The organism is Dellaglioa algida DSM 15638 (assembly GCF_001434695.1).
GTDB lineage: Bacteria > Bacillota > Bacilli > Lactobacillales > Lactobacillaceae > Dellaglioa > Dellaglioa algida.
This window is the reverse complement of sequence record NZ_AZDI01000001.1, coordinates 185,376-210,387: the sequence shown is the minus strand read 5'-3', so window position 1 is coordinate 210,387 and position 25,012 is coordinate 185,376. Positions and strand designations below refer to the sequence as shown.

Genomic DNA, 25,012 nt, shown 5'->3' with positions numbered 1-25,012 from the left:
CTAATCAAATAAATTAGTATTGTGAATTTTAAACGTATGAATGCCATATGGACGTTGATATCCAACTTTCATTAAATTGTGTGTTTTAACTAAAGTTGGATATGGTTTATTTATAAACCCTTGATTTATCAGCTTTTTCATTTTGTACTTATGTATCGCTTTTATCTTTATTTATCATTTAATTTGTTATACCTCATTATTAAAAAATAAAAAACTGATATCCTATTTTTCGGATATCAGTTTTAAACTATGAAAACTATTATGCTTGATCAAAATCTTTAATCCAAGCTAATGCTAATGCTTTTTCACCTAAATGAGTTCCAATAACTGGTCCAAAATAACTAATATCAAATGTCATATCAGGATATTTTTTCTTCATTTTAACCTGCCATTTTAATGCTGAGGCCTCATCGTTTGCATGAATAATTAATCCGCGTAACGGATAATCAATTGATGATCGATGTTCTTCAAATAAATCTTCAACTCGTTTAATTGCTTTTTTTGTTGATCTAATTTTTTCAAATGCAACAATTTTATTTGAAACACTATCAAAAGTTAAAATTGGTTTAATTTTAAGCACACTTCCGATAAATGCTGAAGCATTAGATAATCGACCGCCACGTACAAGGTTTTGTAAGTCATCAACAATGAAGTATTCACCCAACGTCGTTTTTAAATCGTCTAAGCGGTTGATAATATCATCAATATCAGCCTCTTCTTTAGCCATTTTAGCAGCCTCTAAAGCTAAATAACCCATTAACATAACCGTAATCCCGGAATCATACGGGATTACGCGGGTTGATTCAATTGTTGGTGCAATATTTTTTAAGTTATCAACGAATCCTGAAATAGTATTTGTTAAGTGGATACTAAGAACGACATCATAACCTTCGCTACCTAATCTATCATATAAATTAATCATTTCTCCCACGGAAGGTTGTGATGTGCTCGGAAATGAGTCTGATGTCTTCAATTTTTCATAAAATTCTCCCGTAGTAATATCAACGCCTTCATTATAAATTTTGTTGTCAATAATTACCGGAATAGGGATAATCGTAATATTATTTTTTTCAATTTGTTCTTTAGATAAGTACGATGTACTATCTGTTACAATTGCTATTTTCATTAATTAAACACCTCATTTTATAACGGTTTAAATGTCAGTTCTCGTCAGACTCTTGTCTAAACGATTCAGCAACATTCGCAATAAGTTTTGCTCATCTTCTGGCCATTTTTCAAATATAGTTGATTCTAGTTCAGTGAAACCCAAATCGACTGCATTTGAAGATTCAACGCCAACTTCAGTCATTGTATAAATTAACTGTCGTTTATCATCGCCAATACTATGCTTATCAAGCATATCTTTTTCGACAAGACGTTTTAATTGTCGACTAAGCGTTGAAATATCTAAATCTGTCTCTTTAGATAACTTTTCTTGCGTATTAAACTTAGCAGCAATCTTTTTCAATAACTGCCATTCAGATATCGTTAAATTATTTTTTTTAGTTAATCGTTGTAGAATCATTTTATATTGTCTATCGATTGATAGTAAGTTTTCAAGACTTGTTTTCATTTTGCTAACCCCTTAAATTAGATATACCTTGCATTATACAATATTTAGTCTAATTATGGCAAGAAAACTATTTAATAACGTTTCTTTGCGATTTAACGTTCAAAACGTTACACTTATAGTTATTAAACATATTTTATAGAAAGTGAGTTGATCAAATGTCATTTGATGGCGTTTTTACTCATGCAATGATTAGTGAACTACGAACGAAACTAATCGGTGGTCGGGTCTCAAAAATATCACAACCCTACCCAAATGAGGTTATTATAACAATTCGTGCTAATAGAAAGAATCAACCCTTGCTATTATCGGCGCATTCAAGTTATGCCCGTGCGCAAATAACGAATATACCCTATTCAAATCCTAAGACACCAACTAACTTTACCATGATGCTTCGTAAATATTTGGAGAGCGGTCAATTAGTTGCAATTGATCAAATTGATAACGATCGTATCATTAATTTTTCATTTTTAACTAGAAATGAACTTGGCGATGAACAACCATTAATTTTAAGTTTAGAGATGATGGGTCGATACAGTAATTGTCTTCTTGTTAACCCAACTAATGCTAAAGTTTTAGATACGATCAAACATATCAGTTCAGATCAAAATCGCTATCGTATGTTAATTCCAGGTGCAACTTATCGTCAACCACCCGCTCAAGATAAGTTAAATCCATTTACGGATACAACTGATGCTTTTAAATCACTTTTATCTGAATTTCCCAACAAAGACGTGTTAGCAAAAGAGCTTCAAAATCGTTACCAGGGTCTAGCTGGACAATCGAGTCTAGATCTTGCAACAGCGTTACATGCTGATACCAAAAATTTAGATAATAGTTGGAAAAAATTCTTCACACAATTTGATACGCCCGTACCTACCATTTTATCTGGTAAAAAACTTGATTTTTCGGCAATTCCAAATGTTGAATTAACGACTGGACAATCATTTGATTCATTAAGTGAAATGCTCGATACTTATTATCTTGATAAAGCTAATAAAGATCGCGTTCAGCAACAGGGTAGCCATTTAATTCGTGTCGTTAAAAACGAATTAAAGAAAAATCGTGGCAAACAAAAGAAACTAGAAAAAACACTTAAAAACACTGAAACTGCAGACCTGCTGCGTGTTCAGGGTGAGTTGCTGACAACTTATCTCCACTTGGTTAAACAAGGTATGACGGAGATTTCATTACCTAATTTCTATGATAATGAAAAAGAAATGACAATTCCATTATCTAATCAAATTTCGCCTTCAAAAAATGCACAAAAATATTTTAAAAAATATCAAAAACAAAAAAATGCAGTTATCTTTGTTAACGAGCAACTCTTGCTTAATCAAAAAGAAATTAACTATCTTGAAGAAATTCAATCAGAAATCGAATTGGCAGAACCAAAAGACTTGCCAGATATTAAAATTGAATTACAACAACAAGGATTGTTAAAAGAACAGAAATTAAACAAAAATAAAAAAGCAATTAAGGTTAAATTAAGTAAACCAGATGAATATTATGCAACTGATGGGACACTAATCTCCGTTGGTAAGAATAACCTTCAAAATGATCAATTAACAATGAAGACCGCTAATAAGTCAGATATTTGGCTACATGCTAAAAATATACCTGGATCTCACGTCATCATCCATAGCTCCGACCCTAGCGATGAGACGGTTACGGAAGCAGCTAACTTAGCGGCTTACTTCTCAAAATACCGTCAATCTGCGTCCGTACCGGTAGATTATATTCAAGTTAAACGAATTAAAAAACCGAATGGCTCAAAACCGGGTTTTGTTGTCTACGAAGGTCAAAATTCGACATTTATAACACCAGATTTACAAAAAATTATGGCAATGCGTCGTAAATAAATAAAAATTCGATTAAGAGTAATTTCTTAGTCGAATTTTTTTGTTATTACCAATTATTTGGATTAACACGCCATTTTTCAAGTAATATTTTTTCTGTAGCGTTAATTTTATCTTGTTCTTTAGCAACCTTAATAAGCGTAGAATAATTCGTTAAGGTATCAAATTTCGTATTAATTTCAGCAAAATTGGTGATACTAGATTCTAATTCGTAACTAAATATGCCAACGACACCTAAAACATCAGCACCTTCATTTCTAGCCGCCTTAACTGCCTGTATAACGCTCCCACCGGTTGAAATTAAGTCATCAATCAGTACAACCTTTTGGTCTTTAATTAATCGCCCTTCAATCTGCTGTCCCGTACCATGATCTTTAGGTTTTGTTCTAACATATATAAGTGGCAATTTTAATTCATCAGCAATCCATGCAGCATGCGGAATTCCCGCAGTAGCAGTCCCCGCAATTACTTCTGTATCTGGGTATTTCTCACGGATAATATCGGCAATCCCTTTGGCAATTCTAGTTCGGATAATCGGATAACTAATTGTTAATCGGTTATCGCAATAAATGGGACTCTTTAATCCGCTTGCCCAGGTAAATGGTTCATTTGGCGATAACGTTACGGCACCAATCTCTAATAAGTCACTGGCAATTGTTTCTGCTAAATTCATCTAAGCGTCCTCCCACATTTTTTTAATTGTCTGATAGGCAGCAAATGGATCTTCCGCCTGCGTAATAGACCTTCCAACAACAATGGCACTACTTTGATTTTTCTTTGCTGCGATTGGCGTCATCACCCTCTTTTGATCACCCACTGATTGACCCTCCAATCGAATACCGGGTGTAACTGCCAGAAAATCTTTAGACGTGGCTTCTTTAATAATTTTTGCCTCCTGAGCTGAACAAACAACCCCGGATAGTCCAGCCGATTCAGTTAGTTTTGCGTAATTAACCACGCTTTCTATTAAAGGGCGCTCAACTAGTTGTTCTGTTTCCAGTTGTTCCTGACTAGTCGATGTTAATTGCGTAATTGCAATAATTTGTGGCGTTTTTTTCGAATGATTACCTTTATTTATACCATCTAATGCGTATTTCATCATTTCGACCCCACCAGCCGCATGGACAGTCGTCAACGAAATTCCAAGACGGCTTAAACTTGTCATTGTCTGACGAACTGTATTTGGAATATCATGACATTTTAAATCAAGAAAAATATCGTGTCCTTGATCAATCAGTTCCTCAACAAAGTAGGTTCCCTCACTGTAAAATAGTTCCATTCCGACTTTGACAAACAATTGTTCATCTTGAGGAAATAATTGTAAGAAATTTGTCGTTTGATGCTTGTTCTGAAAATCTAAGGCAATAATAGGTCGATTAATCATATTGTCCCCCTTATGTTTTATAGCGCGGATACTGTAAGTGCCTGACTTTCTAAGGCTATGATTACGGCACTGACGGTTTGAAGTGATGTGAATAATGGAATATGTTGCATGATTGCCATTTTTCGGGCTTGGTATCCGTAAGAGTCTTTATCATGATCATCGGATAGCGTATCGATAACGAATTGAACCGTTCCAGATTGAATTAATTTACTGATATCGCTTAATTGACCATTAACGGTTGTCGATGTCGTACTGATAACCGTTTTAACTTTGTTTTCCGTGAAAAATTTAGCCATTTTGTCTGACGTTATGATTTGATAACCCAGAGAAACAAATTGTTTAACAAGTGGTAATGCTTCGTTTTTATTTTTATCATTTATATTTAATAGAATAGACCCATTATCTGCAAGATTAACGTTCGCTGCAACAAATGCTTTATAAAGAGCCTTAGAGAAAGAATAATCTGTTCCCATAACTTCTCCAGTTGATTTCATTTCTGGTCCGAGAAATGGGTCAACGTCGTTCAATTTACTGAACGAGAAGACGGGCGCCTTCACATGTATTACATCGGGTTCTTCAAACAAACCATCTTTGTATCCCTGTTCTTGTAAGTCGTGGCCTAAAATAATCTTAGTTGCGACTTGCGTCATTTTAATACCGGTAACTTTACTTAAAAATGGCACCGTTCGACTTGCCCTTGGATTAACTTCTAAAATATATAATTCATCTTGACGGACAATAAACTGAAGATTCATTAAACCAACACATTTGAGTTCAAGAGCAATTTTTTTAGTTGCAATTACGATTTCTGACTTGATTTTATCTGATAAATGTTGCGACGGATAAACCGCCATTGAATCACCTGAATGAATTCCGGCATGTTCAATATGTTCCATGATTCCGGGTACTAGGACTGATGCGCCATCACAAATCGCATCAACTTCACACTCAATACCCTCAAGATAACTATCAATTAAAATGGGGTGTTGAGGAGCCACCTTAACATTATTAAGCAAATAATGTTTAAGTTCTGCGGTATTTTGAATAATTTCCATTGCGCGCCCGCCTAAAACATAACTAGGTCTAACAAGCACAGGGTATCCGATTTCCGTAGCTCGTTCGATAACTTCATCCTGAGTCGTTGCTGTCATACCAACAGGTTGTTTTAATTCCAGTTTTTTAATCGCTTGATTAAATGACTCTCTATCCTCGGCACGATCCAAGTTTTTAACAGATGTCCCCAATATCTTAACACCTTGTTGTTGTAAACCTTCAGCAAGATTAATTGCAGTTTGCCCACCAAACTGAACGATAATGCCTAAGGGTCTATCAACATCGATAACATTTAAAACATCTTCTAACGTTAACGGTTCAAAATACAATTTGTCCGCGATAGAAAAATCAGTTGAGACGGTTTCTGGATTACTATTCATTATAATCGCTTCATATCCAGCGTCTCGAATTGCCCTGACGCAGTGAACCGTTGCATAATCGAATTCAACGCCTTGACCAATTCGAATGGGGCCAGATCCAATAACCATAATTGTTTGTTTCTGACTCTGAACACTCTCATTTTCGTGTTCATATGTGCTATAAAAATAAGGCGTTGACGATTCAAATTCTGCGGCACACGTATCAACCATTTTATAAACCGGAACAATCTTATTTTCTTTTCGAGTCGCTCTAACGGCATCAGTCGTTGTTTGCCAGATATTAGCAATTGTCTTATCGCTAAATCCATGAATCTTTGCGTTAGTAAGTACGTCTATATCCGTATTTGTTATACTCAATGCCATCTCGATCTCGATAATATGTTTTAATTTATCCAAAAAAACTAAATTAATTTTGGTAAGTTCGGATATCTCTTCAATTGTATATTCTCGTCGAATTGCTTCGGCTAAATAGAAAATTCTCTGGTCAGTTGCATTAACCAATTGGTTTTCTAACTCAGAATCAGTTTGACTATCTGCCCCACTCAATTGTAAATAATCTTCATCAATTTCTAAAGAGCGAATGGCTTTCAATATGCTTTCTTCCATATTACGACCAATTGCCATAACTTCACCGGTGGCTTTCATTTGCGTTCCAAGCGAACGGTTAGCGTGGTTAAATTTATCAAATGGCCAGCGTGGAATTTTAGTAACAACGTAATCTAAGGCTGGTTCGAATTCCGCAAAGGTTGTTTTAGTCACTGGATTTAAAATTTCATCTAAATTCAATCCTACGGCGATTTTAGCAGCAATCTTTGCAATTGGGTAACCTGTTGCCTTTGAAGCTAAAGCTGATGAACGGCTAACACGTGGATTAACTTCTATAATATTGTACTTAAAACTGTTGGGATCAAGCGCAAGTTGTACATTACAACCACCCTCAATTTTCAGTGCCCTAATCAATTTTAATGAAACGTCGCGTAACATTTGATACTCTCTGTCAGACAAAGTTTGCGTTGGCGCAAAAACGATTGAGTCGCCAGTATGAATACCGACCGGATCAAAATTCTCCATGCTACAAACGACGATCGCATTGTCCGCATGATCACGCATGACCTCAAATTCTATTTCCTTGTATCCTGCAATACTCTTTTCTATCAAGCATTGAGTCGTCGGAGACAATTCTAAACCGTTGATGACCGTTTTCCTGAGTTCATCAACGGTTTTACATAAGCCACCACCAGTACCCCCCATTGTAAACGCAGGTCGGACAATAACCGGATATCCTGCAATATCTGCAAATTCAATTGCATTTTCCACCGTTTCAACTGTTAAGGATTCTGGAATAGGCTCATTTAATTCTTGCATCAATTGTTTGAATTGTTCACGGTCTTCAGCTTGATCAATCGATTTTAATTTTGTCCCTAATAATTCAATATTAAGTTCATCTAGAATTCCTGATTTAGATAATTCCATTGCCAAATTTAACCCGATTTGTCCGCCTAATGTCGGTACAATTGCATCCGGATATTCTTTACGAAGGATACCCGAAACGGACGCTACCGTTAAAGGTTCAATATATACCTCGTCGGCAACTTCTTTATCTGTCATGATTGTAGCTGGGTTGGAGTTTACAAGAACAACTTTATACCCTTCTTCTTTTAATGACAAACACGCTTGGGTACCAGAATAATCAAACTCTGCTGCTTGACCTATAATAATTGGTCCAGACCCTAGTACCATTATTTTATGAATATCTTTTCTCTTAGGCATAATTATTTTCTCCCAACTCGGTTTATTAGTTCAATAAATTCATCAAATAAATAATCTGCATCATGGGGACCAGGTGCGGCATCCGGATGGAATTGGACGCTAAATGCCGGATCAGTTTTATGCTTAATTCCTTCAACAGTTTCATCATTAATTTCACGGTGCGTGACTAGTAATTTATTGGAATCAATAGAATCACTGTCAACCGCAAAGCCATGATTTTGTGAAGTGAAATCAATTCGCCCAGTCGCAATTTCTCTAACTGGGTGATTAAATCCACGATGACCAAATTTCATTTTGTATGTATCTGCACCGTTCGCTAGCGCAAAGAGTTGATGACCCAGGCAAATACCAAAGATTGGGAACTTAGGCTGAATTTCTTTTATCATTTCAACTACCTCTGGTAAATTTTTAGGATCTCCCGGCCCATTTGATAATAAAACACCATCCGGCTGTAAATCAGATATTTGCTTCGCAGTCGCATTGTAAGGCAGAACAATTACGTTACAATCTCGCTTTGATAACTCTCGTAAAATACTATGTTTTAAGCCAAAATCAATCAAGACAATATTTAACTTTGTTCCGGGATTAGGATATGCTCTCGTCGTTGAAACCTGTTGTACAATATTTTGATTAAGTACGGTCGCATTCATAGCATCAAATGCGTGTTCTATATCGGCATCTGCATCAATAATACTGCCCTTCATTGTCCCAACGCTTCGTAACTTCTTTGTTAATTCCCGTGTATCAATTCCATATATACCCGGGATATCCTTTTGTTTTAAAAATTCATCTAAAGTTAATTGTTGACGCCAGTTGCTGGAGACTCTGGCAACGTTGTTAACAATCACACCTTTACAGGAAGGTTCTATCGACTCATAATCATCCATATTAATACCATAATTCCCGATTATTGGGTTGGTAAACGTTATAATCTGATTGCTGAAAGATTGATCCGTAATTGTTTCTTGATATCCCGTCATTCCCGTAGTAAAAACAACTTCTCCAGTGGTAGAAGCTACAGCACCAAAACTAAATCCCTTGAAGATACTTCCGTCTTCCAAAATTAAGAATCGCTTCATGACTTTTACTCAACCTTTCGATTATCATATTTAATCTCACCACTAACCATTGTTACAATTGTTGTACCGTATATTTTTTGTCCAGTGAAAGGCGTATTTTTACCCTTAGATATATAGTCTGATTCTCGTATTGTTTGTTCATGACTAATATCAAAAAGTGAAATATCAGCCATCATTCCTGGCTCCAGCAGTCCACTTTCTAAATTAAAGGTTTTAGCCGGATTTTCACTCATTAAAATAATTAGTTGCGTTAAAGTTAAAATGCCAGTTTTAACCATTTTTGTATATAACAATGAAAATGCCGTTTCACTTCCTGTAATGCCAAAAGCCGCGTCAATCATACTGTCTTGCTTTTCCTCTTCACTGTGTGGTGCGTGATCCGTCGCAATCATATCAATTGTGCCATCCAACAATCCTTCGATTAAGGCCAATCTATCATCTTCTGTCCTTAAAGGTGGGTTCATTTTATAATTTCCATTATCCATATGAATATCCGAATCTGTTAATAATAAGTGATGCGGTGAAACTTCACATGTAACATTTATCCCATGGCCCTTAGCTATTCGAATTAATTCAACGCTTTCCTTCGTGGAAACGTGACACATATGATAATGTACACCTGTTTTTTGTGCAAGCATCAGGTCACGTGCTAATTGTGACGATTCTACGATACCCATTATGCCAGGTAGTCCCAGATTTTTAGCCCGTACACCCTCGTTCATGACCCCACCAAATAATAACGAATTATCTTCAACGTGTGAGACAAGCGGCAGTTTAACTCGGGCTGCCTCCGTCATTGCAAGATACATTGTTCCCGCCGTTTGAATCCCTGATCCGTCATTCGTAAAAGCAAAGGCCCCGGCCTTTTTTAAACCTTCAAAATCAACCAGTTCCTCTGACGTTCTATCTTTAGTAATTGCGGCGTATTGTTGAATATGAACCTGACCGTCTTTTTTATTTCGTCTTTTTATTTCTTCAAAATGTGCAACAGTATCTGGAACGGGATCCAAGTTTGGCATTGCACCTACCGTAGTAAAACCACCATGCGCAGCAGCCAAGCTCCCCGTCTTAATTGTTTCCTTATATTCAAATCCGGGTTCGCGATAATGAACGTGGACATCGACTAATCCGGGGGTCACAATTAATCCTTCTGCATCAATGATTAAATCAATATCCGAAAATTCGTCTGCTAAATCTATCCCGATTGCTTTTATTTTGTCATCTTCAATCAGTAAATCCTGTTGCGTAAAAGTGTGATTTAAGAAAAGTGTGCCATTTTTAATTAATTTTTTCATAAACTAATCTGCCTCCATAAGATGACGACCGTTAATAACTGCTTCTAAAATAGCCATTCTAACAAAAACACCATTCGTCATTTGTTTAACAAATCGTGATTGCTCACATTCAACTAAGTCACTTGCTAATTCAACGTCACGATTAATCGGACCAGGATGCATAATGATGGATCCGGCTTTTAACTTCTTACCACGTGCAACACTTAATCCAAATTTTTCGTGATAGTTCTGTTTTGAAAATTTACTGTCATCGGCATGACGCTCGTGTTGAACGCGTAACATCATCATGACATCTACTTCGGTAACCAATTCGTCCATCTCCAAGTACTGACCATACTCAGCAAATTCTTCGGAGAACCATTCCTTTGGACCCGAGAAGTATAATGATGCACCTAATTTTTTCAGTAACTGCATGTTACTTTTAGCAACTCTCGAATTCGTGAGGTCGCCAACGATTGCGACTTTTAAATCCTTGAACGTCCCAAACTCTTCTTTGATAGTCATCATATCAAGCAGACATTGTGAAGGGTGCTGGCCACTCCCATCCCCACCATTGATGATACCTACACCCAAATCGTTCTCTCCAATTAATTGTTTGTAATATTCGTTTTCAGGATGACGAATAACCGCAATTTGTGTGCCAATCGCACCCATTGTCAGAACAGTATCATACAGTGTCTCACCTTTACTTACTGCACTAATACTTGGATTAAACGAGACAATATTTAATTTCATTCGTTGTTCTGCAACCTCAAAGCTGCTATGTGTTCTCGTACTATTTTCAAAAAATAAATTTGTTGTATAGATGGGATATTTTAAGTCAAATAATGACGGATTTCGTTTGAATTTTTCGGCTCTTTCAATTAATGCCTCAACTTCTTCCGTAGATAAGTCTTCAATTGATACCAAATATTGTAACTGAACTAAATTTGTCTTTTTATTTAACAAAATATCATCTCCTATTATTTTTCGCTTTTAGCTTCTTTAGGTAAAATAAGATTTAATGCGATACCAACAACTGTTGCAAGTGCGATACTTGTTAACTGTAAATCTCCCACTTTTAAGTACATACCGCCAATACCTAATACTAAAATGCTAGCAGTAATCATTAAATTACGTTTTTTATCATAATCAATTTGATTATCAATTAAGATTCTTAAGCCACTTGAAGCAATAACCCCGAAGAGTAAGAAACTAATTCCACCAATAACTGGTCCTGGAATGCTTTGAATCAATGCGCTTATTTTCCCAACGAAACTAAAGATAATCGCGAAGAATGCGGCGCCGCCGATCACCCAGATACTATGGACTTTAGTCATTGCTAAAACACCAATATTTTCACCATATGACGTTGTTGGTGGACCCCCAACGAATCCAGCGATAATTGATGACACACCATCTCCAAACAATGTTCTGTTTAATCCAGGATCTTTAAAGAAATTTCGCTTAGTTAATTTATTTAAGACCATGATATGGCCCATGTGCTCCGTCATCGTGACAAATGCGATTGGCGCCATACCAATAATTGCGCTCCAATAAATTTTAGGTTGATAATTTATGAATGCTACGTTGAATGCGGGTAATGTGAACCAGTTTGCCCTCTCTACCGTAGAAAAATCAACGATACCGCATAAGACTGCCATAATGTACCCGCAGACGATCCCTAATAAGATAGGAATTAAACTTATAAATCCTTTAAGATACATGTTGAAGAAAATGGTAATTGCCAGAGTGAAGATTGCGACCCAAACGTATTTGATATCGTAGGTCCCAGAGTTCAACATTGCATTACTTGCTGCTGTTGTTGCCATAGACAACCCGATGACCATTACAACAGGACCAACAACAACCGCCGGCAGAATTCGATCGAGCCACCCCGACCCAACTTTCCCAATGATAATTGAAACAATCAGATAAACGAGTCCGGCTGAGATAGTTCCTTGAGCAACTGCCGGATATCCAGACGTTTTCATTAACATTTGCATCACAGCGATAAAAGCAAAACTTGATCCAAGATAAGCCGGTATTTTACCATTCGTGATACCGATATAAACTAACGTCCCGACACCTGAACTAAATAGGGCAATACTTGGGTTTAGCCCAACTAAGATTGGGACTAAAACTGTCGCACCAAACATCGTAAATAAATGCTGAATTGATAGCCCCATCCATTGTCCGAACGACGGTCTATCATGAATATCAAGTATTGCATCTTCATTTCTAAATTTTTCTGCCATTTTAATCATTTCCTTTCTGTATAAAAAAAGCACCTCTATAGAGAGATGCCTTCGAAGTTGAAACCCGACTTAAACTAATTCCATGTCGCGTTTCTAAATCGTTTGCTCTCTCTGGAACAATTTAACGATTTATTATTTAATTCTTTCAATTTCAATTGAGTCTTTGCCGTCAACTTCTTCTACTGAAACTGAAATCTGTTCATCTGGTGAAGTGGGAATATTTTTACCAACGAAATCTGCTCTTATGGGTAATTCTCTGTGACCTCTATCTACAAGGACAGCTAAATTAATTGTTTGTGGGCGTCCCTGATCCATTAGCGCATCAAGAGCTGCTCTGATTGTACGACCGGTAAATAACACATCATCAATTAAAATAACTTGCTTTCCAGTAATATCGAAATCGATTTGGCTACCTTTAGTATTAATTGTGGGTTCATTTCCTAGACTCGCATCATGACGATCATCGCGATAAAGTTCAATATCTAATGACCCAACTAAAACGTCCGCACCTTCAAGTTGTTTTAAACGATCTGCGATACGTTTTGCTAAGTAGATTCCTCTTGTCTTAATTCCAATTAAGACAAGATTATCGATTCCTTTATTCTTTTCAATAATTTCGTATGTCATTCGTGTTAAGGCACGCTTCATTGCTAATGAATCTATCACTTCTTTTGCCATTCGTTATTTCCTCCTCTTTTTGTCCAATAAAAAAGCCTCCCAATCTAAAAATACTTAGACTAAGAGGCAGACTTCTTCAAAGAGAAATCTATTTGTGTGTTACCTTTTAGTCTCACGGGACTATTTTAAAGGATCTTTATTGGTTTTTATATTACTAGATAGAATTTGTTTTGTCAAGATAATCTAAGGTACTTTTAAAAATAGGAGGAATTGGTACTTCAAAAATAAGCTCTTCCCCAGTTGTGGGGTGTTTAAATCCAAGTTTAGCAGCATGTAAAAATTGGCCACGTCCTTTTATCGTTTTACGCGGCCCGTACAATGGATCACCAACAACTGGATGCCCAATGTATTGCATATGAACACGAATCTGATGTGTACGTCCTGTCTCTAATTGGCATTTAATGAGTGAGTAATTTTCATAATTTTTCTCTACCTTAAAATGCGTAACGGCTGGACGCCCATCTTCAACTACGGCTTGCTTCATTCGATCTCTAGGTGACCGACCAAGAGGTGCCTTAATAATACCCGACTCCTCTTTAATCGGCTGATGGACTAATGCGATATATTCACGGACATTCGTTTTTGCCTTTAATTGGGCAGCCAATGATTGATGCGCTTTATCATTTTTAGCTACCATCAAAAGTCCCGATGTATCTTTATCGATTCGGTGAACAATTCCTGGTCTGAACGCGCCGTTAATTGTTGATAATGGGCTGTGAAATAGTAAAGCATTTACTAATGTCCCATCTGGATGCCCCGGTGATGGATGCACGACCATGCCTTGCGGTTTATTAACAACAATAACGTCGTCATCTTCGTAGACAATGTCTAATGGGATATCCTGGGGTACTAAATCTAGCGCGACGGGATCAGGTTCAATTAAACTAATCTTGTCACCCGGTTGAACATCATATTTACTTTTTTCCATTTTCCCGTTAACCAATACATCGCCACTTTTAATCCAATGTTGTAATTTTGATCTAGATATTTCGGGCATTAACTGTGAGACAACTTTATCAAGCCGTCCCGTTTCATTTTGAATCACTAATTCTGTCATTTATCGTCTTCCTTTAAAACAATTATTAATAAAATAACAACTCCGACCGTTAACGACATATCCGCCACATTAAAAATTGGAAAGTTAACGAAATCAGTTTGAAACATGTCTACGACATAACCAAATCTCAAACGATCGATGAAGTTACCAAGTGTTCCGGCAATCATTAGAGCAATACTAATTTTATATCCTGTATTTGCTCTATATTTATAGAAATAATAAACCATCAATCCCAAAGCTAAAATGGAAACAATGAAAAAGAACCATTGCTTACCAGCCATTAAACTCCAAGCTGCCCCATCATTTCTAATATTCGCGATAGAAAATAGATTAGGTATAACAGTTTGACTCGTATCTAACGCAATATTTGCTGAGACGACATATTTCACAACTTGGTCGGCAACTAATATAATTCCCGCTAATAGTGCATATATAAACATATTAAACCCTCTTAATTATTCATTAATATAGTCCTGAAATTACACCATTATCATCAATATCCATATGGTTCGCAGCAGGTACTTTAGGTAATCCTGGCATTGTTAATACATTACCCGTTAAAGCAACTAAGAACTGAGAACCTAGTTTGGGATTAAACTCACGAATATGAATCGTAAAATCGGTGGGTGCTCCTAACAGTTTAGCATTATCCGATAACGAATACTGCGTTTTTGCCATACAGATTAGTAATTTGTCCCAGCCAAGTTCCTTAAACTGTCGTAATTGTTGTTTTGCCTTAGGCGCATACTCAACATTTGTACCGCCATAGATTGTTTTAACAATTTTTTCAATTTTAGTTTCTGCGGAATCGTCGGCTTCATATAATGCCTTAAATTCATGAACCTCACTTGTTTTCTCAATGACTTTATTTGCTAAATCAATTGCACCGGCCCCACCTTGTCCCCATACGTCTGCAGGTACAGCTGAAACGCCAATTTCGTCAGAAAGATCAATCAGCGTTTGCACTTCAAGATTCGTATCAGCAGTAAACTTGTTAATAGCAACAACAACCGGAATATTGTAACGTTGCATATTTTCAACGTGCTTTTTCAAGTTTGAAAAGCCTACTTTTAATGCGTCGACATTTTCTAGTTCTAAGTCAGTTTTTGAAACACCACCATGCATTTTTAATGCACGAATTGTTGCCACAATAACAATTGTATCTGGCGTCTTACCTAAAACTGGTGTCTTAATATCGAGGAATTTTTCGGCACCCAAATCGGCACCAAATCCAGCTTCTGTAATTGCGTAGTCACCCAATTGAAGTGCCGTCTGTGTTGCGAGAACGCTGTTACATCCATGTGCAATATTAGCAAAGGGGCCACCATGAATAACTGCGGGTGTATGTTCTAATGTCTGGACTAAGTTAGGTTTAATCGCATCTTTTAGTAACAGACTAATTGCGCCTGTCACGCCCAAATCAGATACAGTAATTGGTTTTTTATCATAATTGTATGCCACAACTATGTCATTTATTCTAGATTTTAAATCTTTAATATCTTTTGCTAAACACAAAATGGCCATTAATTCACTAGCGACCGTGATATCAAATCCATCTTCTCTAGGTACACCCTGCATTGGACCACCAAGGCCCACAACGACATTTCGAAGTGCGCGATCATTAATATCAAGGACTCGTTTCCAAATAATTCGTCTTTGATCAATTTTTAAAGCATTACCTTGTTGAATATGATTATCGATTAAGGCAGCCAATGTATTATTTGCGGTTGTCAAAGCATGCATATCACCCGTAAAATGCAAATTGATATCTTCCATTGGAACAACTTGTGAATAACCACCGCCAGTCGCGCCACCTTTCATCCCCATAACCGGGCCTAACGAAGGTTCTCTAAGCGCAATCATAACTTTTTTATTTAAACGATGCATAGCATCCCCTAAACCAACAGTTACCGTTGATTTACCTTCTCCGGCTGGAGTGGGACTAATTGCAGTGACTAGAATCAACTTAGAATCCTTTTTTTCGGGTAAATCTAAAGGTAAATTTATTTTCGCCTTGAAGTTACCATATGGTTCAATATCAGTTCTTTTTAAACCAATTTCATTAGCTATATCTTCTATAGGTTTCATCACATTTTTTTGTGCAATTTCTATATCGTTCAAGTTTATCATCCTTCCATATTCAATTTATTAATTATAACTGAGAAAACGGCGATTGTCATTAGTTGCACTACGGACTAAAGTTACATATACTGGAAGGGTACTCAATTGTATGACCAATTTTGGGAGGCGTTTGATATGGAATCTGGTATTGTTGAATGGTTTAGCGCGCAAAAAGGTTATGGCTTCATTGCTTATGGTGATGAGCAAGAAATATTTGTTCATTACACTGCTATACAGTCTGACGCATTTAAGGTCCTTGGAACTGGTCAACACGTAACATTTGAAGTTAAAGAAGGTAGCCGCGGTTTACAAGCTGCCAACGTTACAATTATAAAATAATAATCTTGCATAAACGATAAATCATCCATCCTTACTCGTACCCATAAGTAAGGATGGATGATTTTTTATTTTACTGTGGCTCGATAACCAATATCTAACCGATAAAATGTTTTCGGAACCTCAAAATCAGTCATCAAATTATAGACCTTTTTTTGTGCATCGACTATATCTGAACCCGTTTCGTGCAGAATATAAATTCGTCCACCACTGGTGACTAACTCGTTCTTGACTGTATCAACACCTGCAAAATCAATCTTATCAACAATAGGTTTAAAATCCTCAAGACCTGGTAATACGATATTCTTCAAGGGCTGCTCCGGATAACCTTCTGCGGCGAGCACTACTCCCAATGTAATCCCTTCTGTTTCCCATTCGAGAACTGGTTCCTTATGTTGTAATAATTGCGAAACTACTACCGCCAAATCTGATTTTAATCTTGGAATCACCACTTCAGTCTCAGGATCTCCAAATCGAACATTATATTCAATTACTTTAGGTCCAGCTTTCGTTAAAATTAATCCGACATATAAAATACCCATAAATGGGATACGCCTGTTCACCATTTCATCTACCGTTGGTTGCACAATCTTTTGGATAGCCATCGTAACAATATCATCAGGGATTTGTGGTACGGGGCAATAGGCGCCCATTCCACCAGTATTTGGCCCATTATCTCCTTCAAATGCGCGTTTATGATCTTGGGAGATGGGCATCGGATAAACCTTGTTGCGATCAATAAATGCCATTAAGGAGAATTCTTCTCCCTCAAGATACTCTTCAATTAAAACTTCTGTCGTACCATATTGATGCTGCAGTAAAAATGAATTTAAAGCATGCTTCGCCTCCGAGTGATTTTGAGCGATAACGACCCCTTTTCCCCCAGCCAATCCGTTTGCTTTAATAACTAACGGGAATGGTTCCATACCAACGTAATCCATTGCCATTTGGTAGTCTGTGAACCGTCGATAGTCTGCCGTCGGAACGTTAGCTGACTTCATAATTTGTTTTGCAAATTCTTTAGATCCTTCTAACTGAGCAGCAGCTTGCGAAGGCCCATAAATAACTAAACCCTCCTGCTGGAAAAAATCAGTTATACCGGCAATTAATGGGATTTCTGGACCTACGAAAGTCCAATCGATTTCATTTTCACGGGCAAAATTAGCTATATCCTTAAAATTAGTTATATCAATTTTAATTGGCTTAATCCCGTTATTACTCATCCCGGGATTTCCCGGAAGACAATAAACCTCAGATACAGCATTACTTTCAACGAATTTTCGCGCAATAGCATGCTCACGACCACCGGAACCAATTACCAATATTTTCATAATATTCAATAATCCTTTCAGAAATTAATCATTTAACCTGCTTGAATTGATTAATGTTTAAAGTGACGACGACCACTAAAGACCATTGCGATTGCCTTACGGTTAGCCATGTCAATAGAATCCTGATCCTTAATCGATCCACCCGGCTGAATAATTGCAGTTACACCATGATCAGCGGCGTACTCAACACTATCATCCATCGGAAAATAAGCGTCTGAAGCCAAAATAAATGGTTCTACCATCCCATGTTCAAGGGATTGTTCAATCGCAATTTTAACGGAACCAATACGATTCATTTGGCCGGCCCCAATTCCCAACGTCTGGTCTTTTGTGGCTATCACAATTGCATTACTTTTAACATGTTTAACAATTCTTTGCGCAAACAACAGAGCTTCCTTCTCGTCAATTGTTGGTAATTTTTCGGTGACCGTTTTTAATTCTGACATTTGATCGATGGCCTGATCACGTTCTTGAACCAGTAATCCTCCCAGAACTGATACATATTCATATTTATCGGCTTGGTCCTTTTGACTGAAATCGAGTGTCATCACGCGCAGATTTTTCTTCTTTGCTAAAATATCATAAGCGTCATCAGTAAAGCTAGGTGCAATGATGATTTCTAAGAATAACTGATGTAAATCAGTCGCGGTCGCCAAATTGACTTCACGATTTAAGGCAATAATGCCACCAAAAATAGATGTTTTATCAGCATCAAATGCTTTTTGCCATGCTTCATAGATGTTCTCGCCAACACCAACGCCGCAAGGATTCATGTGTTTCATCGCAACTACAGCAGGACGTTTAAACTCGGAAACAACCTTTAATGCAGCATCTGCGTCCTTGATGTTATTGTATGATAATTCTTTACCATGCAATTGTTTAGCTGAGGCAATAGAAAAGGCATTAGGTATCCCAGCCTGATAAAAAGTAGCACTCTGATGAGCATTTTCACCATAGCGCATCCCTTGCTTGAAATCATATGTTAACGATAATTTTTCAGGAAAAGTAACTTCCAATTCTTTTGTTAAATAATCTGCGATAAGCGCGTCGTATGCCGCCGTATGTCGAAATGCCTTGGCAGCCAACTGACGACGAAAATGATGATTTTGTTTTTCGTCATCAAGTTCAATTAGAACAGCTGCATAATCAGCCTTATCGACAACAACGTACACTGATTGAAAATTTTTAGAAGCGGACCTTAACATTGCTGGGCCACCAATATCAATCTGCTCAATTGCTTCAGACTCAATTATGTTAGGCTTTTCAATTGTTTCTTTAAAAGGATATAAGTTGACACAAACTAAATCAATTGGCGTAATCGACTCTTTTTTTAATTTAGCCATATGCGTGGGATTATCACGTTTCGCTAATAAACCGCCATGAATCATAGGATGTAACGTTTTAACTCGCCCGTCGAGCATTTCTGGAAAATGAGTTACTTCCTCAACCTCAATAACCGAAAGTCCCGCATTCTTCAAAGCTTTAAATGTCCCACCCGTGGAAATAAGTTCGAAGCCGCGCTCAATTAATCCTTCAGCAAAATCAATAATACCTGTTTTATCGGAAACACTTAGCAACGCTCTTCTCATCTTAATTAATCTCCCTTTTCATCATTTATTTAATAAATTCAAAATAACACTCGGATATAACTGATGTTCTATATAATGAATTTTTACTTCTAATTGTTTTAACGTTTCATGTGCCAGGACTGGGACCTTTTGTTGCGCAATAATTGGCCCCGTATCTACGCCTTCATCAATATAGTGAATGGTTACACCTGTTTCGGTTACCCCAGCATTATAAGCATCTTCAATCCCATGAATTCCTGGAAAAAGGGGCAATAAAGCGGGATGAATATTAATTATTTTCATTGGATACTCATCAAGTAACGTAGTTGTTATTACCCGTATATATCCTGCCAACAGGATGAAGTCAATTTGATAATTAACTAACTCCTTAATAATTGCTTGCTCATAATAGTTCCGATTTTCAAAATCTTTAGGCTGAATGATGAACGTCGGGATTTCTCTACGCTTAGCCTTTTCAATTACGGCGGCTTTTGGTCGATCACAGACCAGGATTTCAATTTTTAATCCCCTATCTTTCAGCGTTTGATCATCCGCAATGTTTTCAAAATTAGACCCGGTTCCTGACGCAAAAATAGCTACTTTCAGCATTTCAGGCCCCCTCTAAACTGATGACTTCATCATTAGTTTTAATGGCTACATGTCCTATTTCAAAAGCTTGAACCGTTTGCTTATTTAGACTCGTCAAGACAGCTTCTACATTAGATTCATCGACCGCTAAAACCATTCCAATTCCCATATTAAAAATTTCATACATGTCCAAATGTGGAACCTCGCCATATTTTTCAATGGCCTCAAAAATGGGTAATACTGGCCACGTATTTAATTGAATCTTTGCCTGAAGCCCCTTGGGTAACATCCTTGGAATATTCTCAATGAAGCCGCCCCCCGTGATATGAGCAGCACCTTTAATCAGGTTAGCTTGGAATAAAGGGCGTAAGTCATCAACATATATTTTAGTGGGTTTCAGTAATGTCTCAGCAAGTGTTTCATTTAGATTTTCTAGTAGGGGTTCAGTTAACTTAAACCGATTATCTTCAAAGAATATTTTTCTAACCAATGAAAACCCGTTCGAATGAATACCCGTGGATGAGATGCCGATTAAGACGTCATTGGCTTGAATTAAATGTCCATCAACTAAGTGTTGTTTTTCGACAACCCCAACTGCAAATCCCGCCATATCGTAATGTGTTTCTTGATACATCCCTGGCATTTCGGCCGTTTCACCACCAATAAGGGCCATGTGAGCTGTTTGACATCCCTTGATTATGCCGGATACAATTTTTTCGATTTTCTCGGGATTAGTTTTACCCGTTGCTAAGTAATCTAAGAAATATAAAGGCGTTGCGCCCTGTGCAACAATATCATTCACACACATTGCCACACAGTCAATACCAATTGTGTCATGCTTGTTTGCTTCAAAAGCTACCATTAATTTTGTGCCAACACCATCCGTCCCTGAGACCATCAGTGGTTCTTGAATCTGTTTCGTACTCAGATCAAAAAGTCCACCAAATCCAGAAATGTCACTCGCTCCATTAACTAATGACATTTGCTTATTGATTCGTTTAACAACGTCATATCCTGCGGTTACATCAACACCCGATTTTTGATAAGCATTTACCATCTTAAAATCCTCACTTTTCTGCCGTTAAATTCGCCAAATATTCGGTTTCGTAATCGTATAATGGCGTTGGGTAGTCTCCATTAAAATATGCCATGCATAATCCTGAATAAGGAGCATCTAAATTCAGCCCAATCGAGTCAATTAACCCGCTCTCACTTAAAAATGATAATGAATCCACACCAATAATGGCCCGCATTTCTTCTACCGATTTGTGAGCAGCAATCAATTCAGATTGTTTTTGTATATCAATTCCATAAAAGCATGGATATTTAAGAGGTGGTGAAGCAATTCTTAGATGAACTTCAGCCGCCCCAGCAGCCTTCAATAAGCGAACAATATGCTTACTCGTTGTTCCCCGAACGATTGAATCATCCACTAATATAATTTTTTTACCTCTAACAACACTTTTAACGGCTGATAATTTCATTCTCACACCTTGTTCTCTCAGCGCTTGTGTCGGTTGAATAAAGGTTCGAGCAACATATTGATTTTTAACTAATCCCATTTCGTAAGGGATGCCACTTTCTTCCGCGTACCCACTCGCCGCAAATAGTGATGAATTTGGCACACCAATAACCATATCCGCAGCAATATTTGTCTCTCTTGCTAATTGACGACCCATTCTTTTACGTGCCGAATGGACATTAATCCCACAAATATCTGAATCTGGTCTGGCAAAATAAATATATTCCATTGAACAAATTGCCATTTTTGTGTCCGTTGTGTACACGTCAATTGATAATCCCTGATTGCTGATCGTAACAATTTCTCCAGGATTAACGTCACGTACAAACGTTGCCCCAACAGAATCTAACGCGCATGTCTCACTCGCAACAACATAAGCACCATTAACCATTTGTCCAATTGATAAAGGTCTAAACCCATTTGGATCCAGTGCCGCAATCATACAGTCAGATGTCATTAATAAGTATGCAAAACCACCGCGAACTTGATTTAATGCTTCCTTAACTTGTTCATGTAGGGTATCCGCATCCGAACGCCGAATTAAATGCATCAAAACTTCCGAATCTGAACTTGATTTAAAGATAGCACCATCTTGTTCTAATTCATTTCTGAGGGTAGTTGCATTAGTTAAATTACCATTATGTGCTAACGCAAATTGTGCGTCATAAAAATCAAACAAGAAAGGTTGGATATTATCAATTCCATTACTTCCAGCAGTTGCGTACCGGACGTGACCAATGGCCGCGTTCCCCGTTAATTTTTTAATCTTTTCAGGTTTTCTAAAAACATCTGATAATAATCCCAATCCTCTGTACCCAATTAACTTGCCTTCATCATTCGAGATGATGCCGGCACCTTCTTGTCCACGATGTTGTAAACTATGGAGACCAAAATAGGTTATTTGATTAGCATCTTCATGACCCCAAACGCCAAAAACACCACATTCTTCGTTTAAACTTCTTACTTCATTAGACATGGAATGGCATCCTCCCAGGCATGTTTTGCTTCAGCAACAGCAATTACTATATGGTTATCTTTTGTCGTTACGTCAATCATCTGTGTCGCCGTTACGCGACCAATTTTTTGGGCATTTAGTTCCATCAATTTTTCAAATGCTTCCGCATTCGCCGGATTAACCGATAAGATAAAACGTGATTGCGTTTCCGAAAAAAGTTGTGCGTCAGTTATGTCTAGCTCGACCGTCATGCCCAAGTCGTTTTTAAACGCCGATTCGCTTAAGGCAACGGCTAGGCCCCCTTCAGCCAAATCATGAGCACTTTCGACCAGATTAGACTCTATAGCTTCCAACACTAATTCTTGGTTACGTTTTTCCTGCTTTAAATCAAAATGTGTGAGATCACCAGAAATCTTGCCAGACACCATTTTCTGAATTTCTGAACCATTGAAATCATCGTATGTTGTACCAATTAGATATAGCAGATCATTAAGATGTTTAAAATCCTGTGTTGTTATGTGTTTAACGTCCTTGATTAAACCAACCATCCCAATCATGGGTGTCGGATAAATAGCCTGTTCATTAAATTCGTTATATAATGATACGTTTCCAGAAATGACCGGTGTATTAAACAACTCGCAAGCTTCCGAAATACCAATGGCACTTTGATCAAATTCCCAGAATACTTCTGGATTCTCCGGACGACCATAGTTTAAACAATCAGTAATTGCCAGCGGTCTCCCGCCAGACGCAACAATATTACGTGCGGCTTCAGAAACGGCAATTTGTCCACCAATTTTCGGATTTAAGTAAATGTAGCGTGCATTACAATCCGTCGTCATTGCGAGCGCCTTATTCGTTTCTCTAATACGGATAACACCGGCATCACTACCTGGTTTTACAACTGTATTAACCTTAACTTGCGAATCATATGTTTCATACAACGATGCTTTAGACGCAATTGTTGGTTGCCTCAATAAATCTAGCCATGTTTCCCTCACATTTTCAATTTCAGGAATAAAATCATCCTGGTTTTTAAATTGATTAATTCTAGCCGGTTCTTTTTGTTCTTTGTGATAAACGGGTACATCACTTGTCAAAGAATCAACTGGTAAATTGGCCACAATTTTTCCTTCATGTATTAATATGTAATCCGTACTTTCCGTTACATAGCCTATATTAACGGCTTCTAAATCATATTTTTTAAATAAATCCGTTACTTCTGTTTCGAATTCGGGTTTAATACAAAGAACCATGCGCTCTTGAGATTCAGATAACATCATTTCATAAGCAGACATATTCGTTTCTCGTTGTGGCACCTTATCCAGGTCAAGAACCATACCGGAACCGGCTTTGGAAGCCATTTCGGCCGTCGACGAAACTAATCCAGCAGCACCCATATCTTGAATTCCTACCAACCAGTCGGGATGGTCCAAAATAAGTTCCAGACAGGCATCCATCAGTAATTTCTCCATAAATGGATCTCCCACCTGAACAGCTGAACGTTGCGTTTCTTTATCATCAGCAAATTCGTCGGAAGCAAACGTTGCCCCGTGAATACCATCACGACCTGTTTTTGCGCCAACATAAATGACTAGATTACCATTCCCCTTGGCTTGACCCTTTTGAATGTTTTTATGCTCAATGAGTCCCACACACATGGCATTCACAAGTGGATTTCCTTCATAACAAGGATCAAAACTCGTTTCACCGCCAATGGTTGGAATCCCAATACAGTTACCATAGCCACCAATACCGGAAACAATTTCTGACATAAGATACTTTGTGCGCTCGTTATCTAATTCACCAAAACGCAAACTATCCAGCAGCGCAATTGGGGTAGCACCCATTGAAAAAATATCTCTGATAATGCCTCCGACACCTGTTGCAGCCCCTTCGTATGGTTCGACGGCTGAGGGATGGTTATGACTTTCGGCTTTGAAAACAACTGCCTTACCATCACCAATGTCAATAACACCTGCGCCCTCTCCTGGTCCCTGCAAAACTTGTGGACCAGAGTTTGGAAAACGACTTAGAACGGGCCGAGAATTTTTATATGAACAATGTTCGCTCCACATGACTGAAAACAGACCGGCCTCAGTATAATTCGGTTGACGCTTTAAAATATCATTTTTAATTAATCTATATTCCGAGTCCGTTAAACCCCATTCTTGATACAGTTTGGTCTCTTCGATTTCCCGTGCTGTCGGTTCTTGTATCATAACCAAA

The 25,012-nt window shown here is 37.6% G+C and carries 21 protein-coding genes; 2 read left to right on the top strand and 19 right to left on the bottom strand.

Features of this window, described 5'->3' with window-relative positions:
- Positions 1-259 precede the first annotated feature (259 nt).
- Both FC66_RS01120 and FC66_RS01115 read right to left on the bottom strand, forming a co-directional pair.
- On the bottom strand, positions 260-1,126 hold the full coding sequence (locus FC66_RS01120; RefSeq protein WP_057973530.1) for a DegV family protein: 867 nt from the start codon (positions 1,124-1,126) through the stop codon (positions 260-262).
- Between the two features lie 27 nt (positions 1,127-1,153).
- The gene (locus tag FC66_RS01115; RefSeq protein ID WP_057973529.1) at positions 1,154-1,573 is read right to left on the bottom strand and encodes a MarR family winged helix-turn-helix transcriptional regulator; all 420 of its coding nucleotides are present in this window, start codon (positions 1,571-1,573) and stop codon (positions 1,154-1,156) included.
- Positions 1,574-1,728: 155 nt separating this feature from the next.
- Between FC66_RS01115 and FC66_RS01110 the strand changes: the two genes are divergently transcribed.
- The gene (locus FC66_RS01110; RefSeq protein WP_057973528.1) at positions 1,729-3,432 is read left to right on the top strand and encodes an NFACT RNA binding domain-containing protein; all 1,704 of its coding nucleotides are present in this window, start codon (positions 1,729-1,731) and stop codon (positions 3,430-3,432) included.
- A 46-nt stretch (positions 3,433-3,478) separates the two neighbouring features.
- Here the strand turns inward: FC66_RS01110 and pyrE are convergent, their stop codons facing one another.
- The 11 genes from pyrE to FC66_RS01055 all read right to left on the bottom strand — a co-directional run bounded on the left by pyrE (position 3,479) and on the right by FC66_RS01055 (position 16,483).
- The gene (gene pyrE / locus FC66_RS01105) at positions 3,479-4,102 is read right to left on the bottom strand and encodes an orotate phosphoribosyltransferase (protein WP_057973527.1); all 624 of its coding nucleotides are present in this window, start codon (positions 4,100-4,102) and stop codon (positions 3,479-3,481) included.
- Positions 4,103-4,813, bottom strand: a complete 711-nt coding sequence (pyrF, locus tag FC66_RS01100) for an orotidine-5'-phosphate decarboxylase (protein ID WP_057973526.1) — start codon at positions 4,811-4,813, stop codon at positions 4,103-4,105.
- A 17-nt stretch (positions 4,814-4,830) separates the two neighbouring features.
- Entirely contained in the window at positions 4,831-8,016 is a 3,186-nt protein-coding gene (gene carB, locus FC66_RS01095; RefSeq protein ID WP_057973525.1) for a carbamoyl-phosphate synthase large subunit, read from the bottom strand.
- A 2-nt stretch (positions 8,017-8,018) separates the two neighbouring features.
- Entirely contained in the window at positions 8,019-9,095 is a 1,077-nt protein-coding gene (locus FC66_RS01090; protein ID WP_057973524.1) for a carbamoyl phosphate synthase small subunit, read from the bottom strand.
- Between the two features lie 5 nt (positions 9,096-9,100).
- Positions 9,101-10,390: a dihydroorotase gene (locus tag FC66_RS01085; protein WP_057973523.1), complete on the bottom strand. Its 1,290-nt coding sequence runs from the start codon at positions 10,388-10,390 to the stop codon at positions 9,101-9,103.
- A gap of 3 nt (positions 10,391-10,393) precedes the next feature.
- Positions 10,394-11,338, bottom strand: coding sequence for an aspartate carbamoyltransferase catalytic subunit (locus tag FC66_RS01080; protein ID WP_057973522.1), 945 nt, complete (start codon positions 11,336-11,338; stop codon positions 10,394-10,396).
- A gap of 14 nt (positions 11,339-11,352) precedes the next feature.
- The gene (locus tag FC66_RS01075; protein WP_157051974.1) at positions 11,353-12,627 is read right to left on the bottom strand and encodes a solute carrier family 23 protein; all 1,275 of its coding nucleotides are present in this window, start codon (positions 12,625-12,627) and stop codon (positions 11,353-11,355) included.
- 132 nt (positions 12,628-12,759) lie between these two features.
- Positions 12,760-13,305 carry a bifunctional pyr operon transcriptional regulator/uracil phosphoribosyltransferase PyrR gene (pyrR, locus tag FC66_RS01070; protein WP_057973520.1) on the bottom strand — a complete coding sequence of 182 codons (546 nt, stop codon included), beginning with the start codon at positions 13,303-13,305 and terminating at the stop codon, positions 12,760-12,762.
- Positions 13,306-13,459: 154 nt separating this feature from the next.
- On the bottom strand, positions 13,460-14,362 hold the full coding sequence (locus FC66_RS01065) for an RluA family pseudouridine synthase (RefSeq protein WP_057973519.1): 903 nt from the start codon (positions 14,360-14,362) through the stop codon (positions 13,460-13,462).
- The gene (gene lspA, locus FC66_RS01060) at positions 14,359-14,802 is read right to left on the bottom strand and encodes a signal peptidase II (protein ID WP_057973518.1); all 444 of its coding nucleotides are present in this window, start codon (positions 14,800-14,802) and stop codon (positions 14,359-14,361) included. Before lspA ends, FC66_RS01065 begins: the two co-directional genes overlap by 4 nt.
- 22 nt (positions 14,803-14,824) lie before the next feature.
- Positions 14,825-16,483 carry a formate--tetrahydrofolate ligase gene (locus FC66_RS01055; RefSeq protein ID WP_057973517.1) on the bottom strand — a complete coding sequence of 553 codons (1,659 nt, stop codon included), beginning with the start codon at positions 16,481-16,483 and terminating at the stop codon, positions 14,825-14,827.
- A gap of 135 nt (positions 16,484-16,618) precedes the next feature.
- Between FC66_RS01055 and FC66_RS01050 the strand changes: the two genes are divergently transcribed.
- Complete coding sequence (locus FC66_RS01050; RefSeq protein WP_057973516.1) at positions 16,619-16,822, top strand: cold shock domain-containing protein; 204 nt, start codon at positions 16,619-16,621, stop codon at positions 16,820-16,822.
- Between the two features lie 65 nt (positions 16,823-16,887).
- On the opposite strand, the gene purD is transcribed toward FC66_RS01050, so the two are convergent.
- The 6 genes from purD to purL are packed head-to-tail and all read right to left on the bottom strand — an operon-like array spanning position 16,888 to position 25,011.
- On the bottom strand, positions 16,888-18,150 hold the full coding sequence (gene purD / locus FC66_RS01045; protein WP_057973515.1) for a phosphoribosylamine--glycine ligase: 1,263 nt from the start codon (positions 18,148-18,150) through the stop codon (positions 16,888-16,890).
- Positions 18,151-18,200: 50 nt separating this feature from the next.
- Positions 18,201-19,739: a bifunctional phosphoribosylaminoimidazolecarboxamide formyltransferase/IMP cyclohydrolase gene (purH, locus tag FC66_RS01040; RefSeq protein WP_057973514.1), complete on the bottom strand. Its 1,539-nt coding sequence runs from the start codon at positions 19,737-19,739 to the stop codon at positions 18,201-18,203.
- Positions 19,740-19,760: 21 nt separating this feature from the next.
- On the bottom strand, positions 19,761-20,324 hold the full coding sequence (gene purN, locus FC66_RS01035; RefSeq protein WP_202812830.1) for a phosphoribosylglycinamide formyltransferase: 564 nt from the start codon (positions 20,322-20,324) through the stop codon (positions 19,761-19,763).
- 4 nt (positions 20,325-20,328) lie between these two features.
- Entirely contained in the window at positions 20,329-21,363 is a 1,035-nt protein-coding gene (gene purM, locus FC66_RS01030) for a phosphoribosylformylglycinamidine cyclo-ligase (RefSeq protein ID WP_057973512.1), read from the bottom strand.
- 10 nt (positions 21,364-21,373) lie between these two features.
- Positions 21,374-22,804, bottom strand: a complete 1,431-nt coding sequence (gene purF / locus FC66_RS01025) for an amidophosphoribosyltransferase (RefSeq protein WP_057973511.1) — start codon at positions 22,802-22,804, stop codon at positions 21,374-21,376.
- Entirely contained in the window at positions 22,789-25,011 is a 2,223-nt protein-coding gene (purL, locus tag FC66_RS01020; protein ID WP_191978428.1) for a phosphoribosylformylglycinamidine synthase subunit PurL, read from the bottom strand. Before purL ends, purF begins: the two co-directional genes overlap by 16 nt.
- Position 25,012: the final 1 nt, after the last annotated feature.